The organism is Shewanella algae (assembly GCF_009183365.2).
Classification (GTDB): domain Bacteria; phylum Pseudomonadota; class Gammaproteobacteria; order Enterobacterales; family Shewanellaceae; genus Shewanella; species Shewanella algae.
The window spans coordinates 1,257,325-1,270,274 of sequence record NZ_CP068230.1 but is presented as its reverse complement, the minus strand read 5'-3'; the positions used below and the strand labels follow the sequence as shown (position 1 = coordinate 1,270,274).

Here is a 12,950-nt window from a genome sequence, read left to right as displayed (position 1 = left end):
AACCATCACCCTATTGTTAACGCTTTTTAATTATGTTGTTAACCAACCTTTTTCCGAGCAAGATTATACCCGACCTCCGGGGCAAAATCGTCGTTTTGATCAAATTTTTGAAGTTAATTTTCAAAAGTTTAGTCACATCACAGAATGCGAGTTACACCTGTTTAATTAAAAGAAACTAAAGCTCAAACAGTTGCATCAAGTTCTGTTGGAGGTGTTCTGATATTAGAACATTGGTTTTTTTCTGCAAATCCGCCAATTCGGCTATTATTTGTACCAATGTCAGGGGGGTATTGCGTTTTTCCGGCAGGAAACTCGGCGTCATTGAGGGCGAATCAGTCTCCACCAACAAGGCATCGAGCGGTAATTTGCCAACTGCATCACGCAGCTTTTTTGCATTTTTATTCAGCAACAAGCCGCCAATCCCCAACTTGAAGCCAAGCTCTAAATAAGCGATCGCCGTCTCATAAGAGCCATTAAAGGCATGAACCACTCCGCCCCGCGGCAGTGAATGCTGTTTCAACATGCCCAAGAGTTCATTATGGGTCTTCACCGAATGCAGTATCAGCGGCAGCTTCAACTCCGCCGCCAAGGCCAACTGCCCTTCCAGCACCCTGTATTGCAGGTTCCAGGGGACATGCGCCGGGTTATCTTGCGCCAGCTCAGCCTTGGGTTTGTCCAAACCACACTCGCCGATTCCTACCATCAGAGGGTCATTTACAGAAGTGAGCTCACTTTTGAGCGCTGTCAGCGCCAGGTCACTCTCGGCAATTGATTTAGGGCAATACCAAGGATGTATCCCTAAGGTGAAAGGCAGTTGCAGCTGGTGAGCAATCGCTTTCTGCTTTGACCAATGCCGAGGACTGACACCGGGAATGATAGCACCGCCAATACCGGCGGCTTTCATCGCGGCCATGAGGGCTAGTCTGTCATGATCAAAGTCGCTGAAATCCAGATGAGCGTGAGAATCAAAGATCATGCTGTTCTCCTTCTTTTTGCCTGTCTTTAGCGTCAGCCTCTTGCCCAACTTTTTGCAAAGGAGGATCGCTGAGTCTTGGCATACAGCAGCGCCGATTTTCTTCGGTTAACCCCATGCGATCACAAAAACGGATGTAACTTTGCCAGCACTTTTGAATAAAAAACATCAGAAGATCTCTCAACAACATCCCAATAAAAAAGGTGGAGCAAGCTCCACCTTTATGATTTAGTGTTCCCGGGTCTTGGCAAACTCAATGTCCGGATAGCGCTCCATGGACAAATTGAGGTTAACCATGGTCGGGGCAATATAAGTCAGGTTGTCGCCGCCATCCAGCGCCAGGTTGGTGGAGCATTTGCGCCTGAACTCCTCCAACTTGCGGGCATCGTCACAGTAGACCCAACGCGCGGTTGCCACGTTGATGGCCTCATAGATGGCTTCCACGTTATATTCCGACTTGAGTCTGGCTACTACCACCTCAAACTGCAGCACCCCAACAGCGCCAACGATAAGGTCATTGGTGTCCAGAGGGCGGAAAACCTGTACAGCCCCCTCTTCCGAGAGCTGCACCAAGCCTTTAAGCAGCTGTTTCTGCTTCAATGGATCTTTAAGGCGAATACGGCGGAACATTTCCGGCGCAAAGTTGGGGATCCCGGAGAACTTCAACTCTTCACCTTGGGTAAAAGTATCACCTATCTGAATGGTGCCATGGTTGTGCAGGCCTATGATATCACCGGCATAAGCTTCGGCGGCGCGCTCACGGTCACCGGCCATAAAGGTTACCGCATCGGAAATACTGACGGTTTTCCCTATACGGACATGCTTCATCTTCATGCCTTGGGTGTATTTACCGGAAACGATACGCATAAAGGCGATACGGTCTCTGTGCTTGGGATCCATGTTCGCCTGGATCTTGAAAACGAAACCGGAAAACTTGTCTTCACCGGCTTCGACCAAACGCTCAGTGGTCTGTCTTGGCATTGGCTTGGGGGCCCAGGCGGTCAGGCCATCCAGCATATGGTCAACCCCGAAGTTACCCAGGGCGGTACCGAAGAACACAGGTGTCAGCTCACCACTTAAGAACAGCTCGAGATCAAATTCATTGGAGGCGCCGGTTACCAACTCCATCTCTTCACGCAGCTGCGCGGCCAGATCGCTGCCAACAGCTTGGTCCAACTCAGGGTTATCCAATCCTTTGAGTATCTTCACTTCCTGAATGGTGTGACCGTGACCGGTTTGATACAGGATGGTTTCATCGCGGTGGATATGATAAACGCCTTTGAAAGACTTACCACAGCCTATAGGCCAGCTGACCGGTGCACAGAGAATATCGAGCTCGTTTTCCACTTCATCGAGCAATTCCATCGGATCGCGGATATCCCGGTCGAGCTTGTTCATGAAGGTGACGATAGGGGTATCACGCAGCCGCGTCACTTCCATCAGCTTACGGGTTCTATCCTCAACCCCTTTGGCAGCATCGATAACCATAAGGCAGGAATCCACCGCTGTCAGGGTACGGTAGGTATCCTCAGAGAAGTCTTCGTGGCCTGGGGTATCCAGCAGGTTAACCAGGCAGTCGTTGTAGGGGAACTGCATCACAGAAGTCGTGACCGAGATCCCCCGCTCCTTTTCCATCTCCATCCAGTCAGATTTTGCATGCTGAGACGAGCCACGGCCTTTCACTGTACCGGCAGATTGAATGGCGCGGCCATGGAGCAAGACTTTCTCTGTAATGGTGGTTTTACCCGCATCCGGGTGAGAAATGATGGCGAAGGTGCGGCGCTTGTCCACTTCGACTTTAATACCTGACATGTTCTTCCGTACACTTATGACGCTTGAAAAAGGCGCAAATTATAGCGCCTCACTCAGGCCTTGGCTAGGCAAGGCCTTTGATTGTCAGATAAAGGCAGATCAGTTAGCTGTCTGTTGTACAGGTTGCGGCGTTTGCTCCAGCAATGCCAGTTCCATTCTGGCATATCTGTGCTCGACAAAATCATAGATATTGGTAGCCAGCGCCAGGCGCAGATAATCGGCCGCCTTATCCTTATGGCCTTGCTCGGTCGCCACCTTGGCCAAATAGAAATAGGCTTCACACAAGCGCTCGGCATATTCTTTGGGGTGAGTCAGGCCACTCTTGGCCATGGCAAACACCTGGGACTCATCAACCGCGCCCAGATAATAGTCGACCAGCACAGTCGCCCAGGCATTGTCATCCAGACGGGTGCGGTTGAACTGCAGCCTTGCCAGCGCTTCCTGGGGTGAGAGTTCATACTCGGTCAGATATAGCCACAGCGCCCGGTAACCATCGCTTTCATCCTTGAGGTAAAAGCTTTCCATGTCTTTGGCAGCAAGCTCTTTGCGATCGCCATAGTAGAGGGCAATTCCGCGATTGAGAAAGGCATAATCATATTCAGGCGATAACTCAAGAACCGCATCAAACGCCTCGTAGGCACTTTCAAACTCACCTTCCTGGGTGTAATAGATACCGAGGAAGTTATAGGCATCGGCCAAATCCGGTTGCAATTTCAGCGCCTGATGGAAATCGATACGTCCGAGGATCCTCAAGCCTACGCTGTCGTATATAACGCCGCGATCATAATGAAAACGGGCGCGTTGCTCTGTGGTCAGCTCTGCTCTGGCCAGGATTTCGTTGAGTTTTGCCAGAGTGACTTCCAACTTATAGTCCGGCAAGACAGGGGCAACCAACAATTCACTGTTGGCTTCAGACGCCGGCAGGGAAGCGCATCCCGAAGTCAGCAAACTGGCTCCTGCCAGTACAGAAAACACAGCGGCGCGCAGATTAAAACTCATCCAATCCTTCCTTTGTCATATCCCAATGCAGGCTCAATCATAGCAATACAGCAGTGCCTACGCTATCAAGCCGCAGTGGCAAATCCAAGATAATTTAAGTGGTGGCAATAAAAAAGGAGACCCCAAGGTCTCCTTTTCTCATGCTATGAAAGCTTACTCGGCTGCTTCTGGAGCGGCTTGTTGTGCTTCCTTGATAGACAGACGTACACGGCCCTGACGATCCACTTCCATTACCTTAACGGTAACTTCCTGGTTCAGTTGCAGGTAGTCGGATACATTGGCCACACGCTCTTCAGCGATTTGAGAGATGTGTACCAGGCCATCTTTACCAGGCAATATGTTAACGAAGGCACCGAAGTCAACGATGCGGATAACTTTACCCTTGTAGATGCGACCCACTTCCACTTCAGAGGTGATCTCTTCGATGCGGCGGATAGCTTCCTTGGTGGCATCGGCATTGTTTGAAGCAATCTTCACAGTGCCGTCGTCTTCCAACTCGATAGTGGTACCTGTCTCTTCGGTCAGTGCACGGATAGTTGCACCGCCCTTACCTATCACTTCACGGATCTTCTCAGGGTTGATCTTGATGGTAGTGATACGTGGAGCATGGTCGGAGATATCGTCACGGGCAGAGCCAATGGCCTGATCCATTACATTGAGGATATGCACACGGGCACCATAGGCTTGCTGCAGCGCAATTTCCATGATCTCCTTGGTGATACCTTCAATCTTGATATCCATCTGCAGTGCGGTTACACCATCACGGGTACCGGCCACTTTAAAGTCCATATCACCCAGGTGATCTTCATCGCCCAGAATGTCAGACAGTACAACGAAGTCATCACCTTCTTTCACCAGACCCATGGCGATACCGGCAACAGAAGTCTTGATAGGTACACCGGCATCCATCAGCGCCAGAGAAGTACCACACACAGACGCCATAGAGCTGGAGCCGTTGGATTCAGTGATTTCAGATACTACGCGCACGCTATATGGGAATTCTTCGGCAGAAGGCATTACTGCGTTGATACCACGCCATGCCAGCTTACCGTGACCGATTTCACGACGCTTGGGTGAACCCACCATGCCGGTTTCACCGACAGAGTATGGAGGGAAGTTATAGTGCAGCATGAAGCGGTTGGTACGCTCGCCCATGATGGAGTCAATCTTCTGCGCATCACGCTCGGTACCCAGAGTACAGGTCACCAGAGCCTGAGTTTCACCACGGGTAAACAGGGCGCTACCGTGAGTACGTGGCAGCACGCCGGCCATCACAGACAGGGCACGCACCATATCAGGCTCACGACCATCGATACGAGGCATACCTTTGATGATGCGGCTACGAACCACTTTCTTCTCCAGGCTACCCAGCAGGCCGTCCAGCTCACGCTGATCCAGCTCAGGGTTTTCCTCAAGCAGCTTTTCGATAGCGGCTTTCTTGACTTCAACTACCGCATCGCGGCGCTCATGCTTGGCGATGATCTGGTAAGCGGCGGTAAGACCTTCTTCGGCCAGCGCCTTAACCTTGGCAACCAGCTCTTCGTTGGCAACAGGAGCTGTCCAGTCCCAAGCAGGCTTACCGGCTTCGGCCTTGAGTTCATTGATGGCATTAACCACCACCTGCTGCTGTTCGTGACCGTATACCACGGCGCCCAGCATCACTTCTTCAGGCAGGGCCTTGGCTTCAGACTCCACCATGAGCACGGCGCTCTGAGTACCGGCAACAACCAGATCCAGCTGGCTGTTTTCACGCAGCTCTGCACCAGGATTCAGCACGTACTCGCCATTGATGTAACCGACACGTGCCGCACCCAGAGGACCATTGAATGGAATACCGGAAATAGCCAAAGCAGCAGAGGTACCTATCATGGCCACAATGTCTGGCTCGATCTGTGGATCAACAGAAACCACAGTGATGATCACTTGGACTTCGTTGGTGAAGCCGTCAGGGAACAGTGGACGGATAGGACGGTCAATCAGGCGGGCGATCAGTGTTTCATCTTCGGATGGTCGACCTTCACGCTTGAAGAAACCACCAGGGATCTTACCGGCTGCGTAAGTCTTTTCCTGATAGTTAACAGTCAGCGGGAAGAAGTCACGGCTTGGGTCTGCTTCTTTCTTGCCAACCACAGTCACCAGAACTGTAGTATCGCCCATGCTGGCCAGAACGGCTGCATCGGCTTGGCGTGCAATAACCCCTGTTTCCAGAGTGACTGTGTGTTGACCATACTCAAAACTTTTTACAATAGGATTCACTTGACCCATTCCTTAATTTAATAACCTTGAATTTCGCGCGTAAGTATACTGCAAACATCTTGAATAGATAAAGAGTGCCAGATGATGACAAAGGCGCTTCTTTTTTCTAAAGTGGACTATATCAACCACAAGTTGCTGCATTGCTACCAATTTGGACTAGCCTTGAATATAGAATTCGACTACAAAGCAGGAAGAGGCAGATGAATACTGCCAGGTTCAAATCACTCACCTGGAAGCAAACCAATCTGGTGGTTTTCACTGCGCTATTCTTTGCCGTTGCCATTTTTATCATCGAAATTTTGATAGTGGTGACTACAGAAAGGCAGTCCTTGATCAGCAGCCAGCAGGAGTTGCTCGATTCTGTGGAGCAGCCTGCCGCCAATGCTGTCTGGGCGCTGGATGATAATCTGGCCCGGCAAACCCTTGAAGGGGTGATGAAGGTAGACCATGTCGGTTCGGCCAAGATCACTCTGGACGACAACTCTCTATTCGTGAATCTCGGCAGCAGCCGCCCGGAGCCCTCAGATACTTTCGGGGATATCAGTCTCAAACTGTTTGGCGATCTCAAGCAGATATCAAGGCCACTGCAACGGCCCTTTTATTTTGAAGGTGCGCAAAAAGAGCAACTGATAGGCACGCTCACTATCAATTATGATACCCGAGAGCTGACCCAAAGCCTTATAAGCCAGTTGCAGTTCAGTTTTGCCGCCACCCTGGCCAGGGCGTTGTTTCTGACTCTGGTGCTGTCCATAGTATTCCACCGCTTCTTGACCCAACCCATCGCCCGTATCAGCGAGGCGATAGACAAAATTGACCCGGAATCACCGGATGAAAACATGCTGCCGGTATCGGCCAACCACAAAGATGACGAATTGGGGCTGGTTACCTCCAAGTTCAACCAGATCCTCAAACAGTTCAGCCAGACCCAAAGCAAGCTGCGTAAAATGGCGACCCGGGATCCACTCACCGGCCTGCCCAACCGTACCTTGCTACTGGAAACCATAGCCGTCACCATTCAACGCGCCAGGGTGCACAGACGTAACTTCAGCCTGCTGTTTATCGACCTCGATAGGTTCAAAAACGTCAACGATTCCCTGGGTCATGCGGTGGGTGATCAGTTTCTGGCAAGAATCGCCCGTATTTTGGAACGGGTGGTCGGTGACAAGGGCACAGTGGCCCGTCTAGGCGGCGATGAGTTTGTGATCCTGGCCGATGAAATCCAATCACCGACCCAGGCCGCCGACTTTGTCGACAAGTTGCTGGTCCAGCTCAATACCCCGGTGCAGCTCAACGAACATGCCATTCACCCGGCCGCTTCCATAGGTATCTCCATCTACCCCGAAGATGGTCTGAGCGCCGAAGACCTTATTCGTCATGCCGATATCGCCATGTACAGTGCCAAGGCCGCCGGTTCCAACCAATGGGCTTTCTTCAAGCAACAGATGACAGAGCGAGCGGCGGTGAGACTGCGCACCGAAGCCTCCCTGCACGATGCCATCCGTAACAACGAATTCCTGTTGCACTTTCAGCCTAAGGTCAATATAGAGACCGGCGAGTTGATGGGATGTGAGGCGCTGATCCGCTGGCAAAAAGACGGCCGCCTGATAAGCCCCATGTCGTTTATTCCCGTGGCGGAAGAAACCGGGATCATCATCCCTATCGGCCGCTGGGTCATAGAACAAAGCTGCCGGGTGCTGCGCCGCTGGCAAAAACGCTATAACTTCAGCACTCCTATCGCCGTCAACGTTGCCTCACAGCAGTTTGCTGACGCCAGCCTGGTACCGGATATCAAACAGATGGCGCTGCGCTATCAGATAAAGCCCGAATTGCTGGAAGTGGAGATCACCGAGACCTCGCTGATGAATGATATTGAGCTGGCAATCAGCAAGCTGGAGCAACTTAAATCCGCAGGGTTCGGTATTGCCGTCGATGACTTCGGTACAGGTTACTCATCCCTTTCCTATCTGAGACACTTGCCAATCACCACCATGAAGATTGACCGCTGTTTCGTGACCGACCTGCCCCATGAGAGCGCAATAGCTTCCACTATTTTGATGTTGGGACGGCAACTGGATCTGAAAATTGTCGCCGAAGGCATAGAGAACGAGCAGCAACTTGAGTGGCTGAAGCAAAATCACTGCGCCATAGGTCAAGGCTTCTATTTCAGTCAGCCGCTGTCACTGGAAGAGTTTGAGGCCAAGTACATCATCCCGAATAACGCCAGGATCCTGGAGCTGGATGGCCAACTAAGCTGAGCTTGAGCCGATAAGCTTCGCTGCATTCACTCACTCTGAAAAGCCCGTGCTCAAAGAGAATGACTGGTCAGAATTTTTAAAGACAGGTTAGGACGAAAGCGCACAGAAAAGGGCATGATTTCAATAAGCTTGCCCCAAATTGCAGATACAAAAAAAGGAGGCCTGGGCCTCCTCTTCTTTTGGTACAGTTCGCGATTAGCGACGCAGACCCAGCTTCTGGATCAGAGCGGTATAACGAGCAACGTCGGTACGCTTCAGGTAAGCCAGCAGCTTACGACGAGAGCTAACCATACGCAGCAGACCACGACGTGAGTGGTGATCGTGAGTGTGCTCTTTGAAGTGGTCTTGCAGGTGGTTGATCTGAGCAGTCAACAGTGCAACCTGAACTTCTGTAGAACCAGTGTCGTTTTCGCCACGGCCGAATTCAGCCAGGATTTTCGCTTTCGCTTCAGTACTTAGTGACATGTGTCTCTCCAAAATAGTCTTGATAGTTTCCCCAGCCGATCACTAACTCAGCCAAGGGCGCGACATAATAACCTCAAGGGCCGTAGATCGCAAGTCAAGCTCAGCTTTTTGCCTCAGGCAACACTACCAAACGCTTGGGAGCCAACAAACCATCGTCATTCATCATACCAACACCGATAAAGCGCTTGCTTTCACCCAGGGTGATCCGCACCAGGGTATCGGCTTCCAGCTTGGCGACCCGCACCGGGTTACCGTTGAGCAGATATCCGGCCATGGCATCGGGAACATTGCACTCGGGAAGGTCGGCAACCGCAGTGTCCATGGGAAGCAGCAAAGGATCCAACAGCTCGGAAGGCACCCGCTCTTCGGTCATGGCCTGTTCCAGCAAGGCTTCAAGCTGTGCCAGACTAACCATGCGCTCATAGGGATAACCCGCCACCTGAGTGCGACGCAACATGATCACATGGGCACCGCAGCCAAGCATTTCGCCCAAGTCGTCTACGATAGTGCGAATGTACGTGCCCTTGGAGCAGTGAATATCCAGCGTCAGCTCGTCATTCTCCAAAGAGATGAACTTGAGATCATAGACATGAATAGGCCTGGCTTCGCGAGGCACTTCCTTGCCTTCCCGGGCGTACTTGTACAAGGGCTGCCCCTGATACTTGAGCGCCGAGTACATGGAAGGCACCTGCATGCTATCGCCGCGAAAATGCTCCAGCGCCTCTTCCAGTTGAGTCACGGAAAACTCAACCGGCCGGGTTTGTACCACTTCACCGTCAGAATCGCTGGTATCAGTGCGCTCTCCAAGCTTGGCTGTCACCAGATAGCGTTTATCGGCATCCAACAGATGCTGGGAAAACTTGGTGGCTTCGCCAAGACAGATGGGCAGCATACCTGTCGCCAGAGGATCCAACGCGCCGGTATGGCCGGCCTTGGCGGCGTTGTAGATCCGCTTAACCCTTTGCAGGGCAAAGTTGGAACTCATGCCAGTGTCTTTATCCAACAGGACGATACCATCGACCAAACGGCCTTTGGGACGACGCGCCATCAGTTGTTTTCCTCATCCTTGTCTTGAGACTCGGTGCCAAAGGTCTGCTGTTTGGCCTTGTCCTGATTGATGACCTCGGTCACCAGGTTGGACATTCTCATCCCCTCGACCAGAGACTTGTCATAGACAAATCTCAGCTCAGGCATCACCCTGAGTTTCATTCTGCCGGCAACCAAGGTGCGGGCATAAGGCGCTGCCTTGTTGAGTGCAGCCAGCTTTTCGTCGACCTTGACAGGGTCTTCTTCAAAGAAGGTGACAAACACCTTTGCATAACTCAGATCCCGTGAGACTTCCACGTCATTGACAGTGACCATGCCTACACGAGGATCTTTCATATCACGCTGCAGTACCTGCGCCAGCTCCTGTTGCAGTTGCTGTGCGATACGCCGGGTACGACTAAATTCTTTTGCCATAGTATTCTTCCCCAAAATCAACAAGGGCGGCCTCAGCCGCCCTTTTCGATGTTGTCGTTACAGGGTACGGGCAACCTCGACGGTTTCGAACACCTCAATCTGGTCGCCTACGCGAACATCATTGTAGTTCTTCACGCCGATACCACATTCCATGCCATTGCGAACTTCGCTAACGTCATCTTTAAAGCGACGCAGAGACTCAAGCTCACCTTCATAGATAACCACGTTCTCACGCAGAACCCGGATAGGTGCACTGCGCTTAACGATACCTTCGGTCACCATACAACCGGCGATTGCACCCAGTTTAGGCGACTTGAACACATCGCGCACTTCAGCCAGACCAATGATCTCCTGCTTGAATTCAGGAGAAAGCATACCGCTCATGGCCGACTTGACTTCGTCGATGAGGTCATAGATTACGCTGTAGTAGCGCAAATCCACACTCTCACTTTCGATGGTCTTACGGGCCTGAGCGTCAGCACGGACGTTGAAGCCCACCATGATGGCGTTGGACGCCGCTGCCAGAGTCGCATCTGTCTCGGTCAGTGCACCTACGCCACTGGCTATGATGTTAACTTTCACTTCTTCGGTAGACAGACGGGTCAGCGAGTCGACGATGGCTTCCAAAGAACCCTGTACGTCGGACTTGAGCACGATATTCAGCTCTTTCACTTCGCCTTCGGTCATGTTGGCAAACATGTTTTCCAGCTTGGACTTCTGCTGACGCGCCAGCTTGATGTCGCGGAACTTACCCTGACGATACAGGGCGACTTCACGGGCCTTACGCTCGTCACGAACAACAGTCGCTTCGTCACCGGCAGAAGGCACCCCGGACAGACCCAGGATCTCAACCGGAATCGACGGACCGGCTTCAGTGATGCTCTTACCGTTTTCATCCTTCATGGCACGGATCTTACCGTACTCCAGACCACACAGAACGATATCGCCCTGACGCAGAGTACCTTCCTGAACCAGGACGGTAGCAACAGGACCACGGCCCTTATCCAGCTGAGACTCAACAACCACACCGGCGGCCATGCCGTCACGTACGGCTTTGAGCTCGAGGATCTCGGCTTGCAGCAAGATACCTTCCAGCAGCTCGTCCACGCCCATACCTGTCTTGGCAGATACGAACACAAACATGTTGTCACCGCCCCACTCTTCCGACATCACGCCGTGCTGGGACAGTTCGCTCTTGACGCGGTCGATATCGGCTTCGGGCTTATCCATCTTGTTCACTGCCACAATCAGCGGTACACCACCGGCCTTGGCATGCTGGATAGCTTCAATGGTCTGAGGCATTACGCCGTCATCGGCAGCCACAACCAGAACCACGATATCAGTGGCCTTGGCACCACGGGCACGCATAGCGGTAAACGCGGCGTGGCCTGGAGTATCCAGGAAGGTGATCATGCCGTTGTCGGTTTCTACATGGTAGGCACCGATATGCTGGGTAATACCACCTGCCTCACCGGCCGCAACCTTGGTGCGACGGATATAGTCAAGCAGCGAGGTCTTACCGTGGTCAACGTGACCCATGATGGTCACAACCGGCGCACGAGGCTCCAGTTTGACATCTTCACCGTCACGGTCGGCCAGAACTTGATGCTCCAGCTCGTTTTCACGGATAAGCACAACCTTATGGCCCATCTCCTCGGCAACCAGTTGGGCAGTTTCCTGATCCAGTACCTGGTTGATGGTCACCATAGAGCCCATCTTCATCATGGTCTTGATGATTTCAGTGGCTTTGATGGCCATCTTCTGGGCCAGCTCGGCCACAGTAATAGTTTCACCTATGCGTACATCGCGGTTTACCGCGGCAACCGGCTTGTTGAAGCCATGGTTCATGGATTGAGGCGCACGGTTACGGATGTTGCGCTCGCGACCGTCACGGGAGTCCTTGGTACGTTTCTTACCGGCACTCTTGTGACGTGAACGACGACCACGCTTCTCCTCATCCATATCGCTGGTATCTTCGGCGGCGCGGGCCACTTTAGAGGTAGTGATATGGTGATCGCTGCGCTTCTCGGCTTCAAGACGCTGACGCTCTTCTTCGGCCCAGCGCTTTTCATTCTCTTCAGCTAGGCGACGGGCTTCGGCTGCCGCACGGGCGGCTTCTTCATCGGCCTTGCGCTTAACAGCTTCAGCCTGAGCCGCTTTCAAACGCTCGGCTTCAACACGGGCAGCTTCCTGCTCGGCGCTGGTCTTGGGATCGGCCTTAACCTCTTCCTTGGCTTTGCCGGCATCCTGAGCCGCTTTAGCCTTGGCTTTGGCTTCAGCTTCCGCCTTGGCTTTCGCTTCGGCTTCTACCTTGGCCTTGGCTTCAGCTTCTGCCTTGGCTTTCGCTTCGGCTTCTGCCTGAGCTTTGGCTTCGGCTTCTGCGCGGGCCTGCTCTTCCGCCTGACGGGCCAATTCGGCCGGGTCACGCTTCACAAAGGTGCGCTTCTTGCGAACTTCGACTTTGACGTCTTTGGACTGGCCGCCGCTGCCGGCGACACTCAGAGTCGATACGGTTTTACGCTGTAATGTCATCTTGGTGGGCGCACTGTCCGCACCATGTTGCTTTTTCAGGTAGTCCAGCAGTTGCTGTTTCTCTGCCTCGGTGACACTGTCATTCTTGCCTTTCTTGATACCGGCCTTGGAAAACTGCTCGATCAATCGCTCTACGCTTTTTCCCACTTCAGTGGACAGTTTCTCTACTGTTGTCTCTGCCATCAGTTAAATCCCCC

The 12,950-nt window shown here is 52.5% G+C and carries 10 protein-coding genes; 1 reads left to right on the top strand and 9 read right to left on the bottom strand.

Annotated elements, in window-relative coordinates; genetic code table 11:
* Positions 1-175: 175 nt before the first annotated feature.
* From E1N14_RS05730 to pnp, 5 genes are all read right to left on the bottom strand, one after another.
* On the bottom strand, positions 176-973 hold the full coding sequence (locus tag E1N14_RS05730; RefSeq protein ID WP_025009939.1) for a TatD family hydrolase: 798 nt from the start codon (positions 971-973) through the stop codon (positions 176-178).
* Positions 966-1,142: a hypothetical protein gene (locus E1N14_RS05725; RefSeq protein ID WP_162173422.1), complete on the bottom strand. Its 177-nt coding sequence runs from the start codon at positions 1,140-1,142 to the stop codon at positions 966-968. The genes E1N14_RS05730 and E1N14_RS05725 overlap by 8 nt, the downstream gene beginning before the upstream one ends.
* A 59-nt stretch (positions 1,143-1,201) precedes the next feature.
* A complete protein-coding gene (gene prfC, locus E1N14_RS05720) occupies positions 1,202-2,785 on the bottom strand; it encodes a peptide chain release factor 3 (protein WP_025009938.1) in 1,584 nt (527 codons plus the stop codon).
* A gap of 99 nt (positions 2,786-2,884) precedes the next feature.
* On the bottom strand, positions 2,885-3,784 hold the full coding sequence (nlpI, locus tag E1N14_RS05715) for a lipoprotein NlpI (protein ID WP_028780654.1): 900 nt from the start codon (positions 3,782-3,784) through the stop codon (positions 2,885-2,887).
* A gap of 153 nt (positions 3,785-3,937) precedes the next feature.
* A complete protein-coding gene (gene pnp, locus E1N14_RS05710) occupies positions 3,938-6,040 on the bottom strand; it encodes a polyribonucleotide nucleotidyltransferase (protein ID WP_025009937.1) in 2,103 nt (700 codons plus the stop codon).
* Between the two features lie 200 nt (positions 6,041-6,240).
* Here pnp and E1N14_RS05705 point away from each other — a divergent pair, with 200 nt between their 5' ends.
* A complete protein-coding gene (locus E1N14_RS05705) occupies positions 6,241-8,295 on the top strand; it encodes an EAL domain-containing protein (RefSeq protein ID WP_044733930.1) in 2,055 nt (684 codons plus the stop codon).
* A 195-nt stretch (positions 8,296-8,490) separates the two neighbouring features.
* Here E1N14_RS05705 and rpsO read toward each other — a convergent pair whose 3' ends face one another.
* The 4 genes from rpsO to infB form a co-directional block, all read right to left on the bottom strand.
* Positions 8,491-8,760, bottom strand: a complete 270-nt coding sequence (rpsO, locus tag E1N14_RS05700; protein WP_025009936.1) for a 30S ribosomal protein S15 — start codon at positions 8,758-8,760, stop codon at positions 8,491-8,493.
* Positions 8,761-8,860: 100 nt separating this feature from the next.
* On the bottom strand, positions 8,861-9,808 hold the full coding sequence (truB, locus tag E1N14_RS05695) for a tRNA pseudouridine(55) synthase TruB (protein ID WP_025009935.1): 948 nt from the start codon (positions 9,806-9,808) through the stop codon (positions 8,861-8,863).
* Positions 9,808-10,221, bottom strand: coding sequence for a 30S ribosome-binding factor RbfA (gene rbfA / locus E1N14_RS05690; protein ID WP_025009934.1), 414 nt, complete (start codon positions 10,219-10,221; stop codon positions 9,808-9,810). Before rbfA ends, truB begins: the two co-directional genes overlap by 1 nt.
* A 57-nt stretch (positions 10,222-10,278) precedes the next feature.
* Positions 10,279-12,936: a translation initiation factor IF-2 gene (gene infB, locus E1N14_RS05685; protein WP_025887923.1), complete on the bottom strand. Its 2,658-nt coding sequence runs from the start codon at positions 12,934-12,936 to the stop codon at positions 10,279-10,281.
* Between the last annotated feature and the right edge of the window lie 14 nt (positions 12,937-12,950).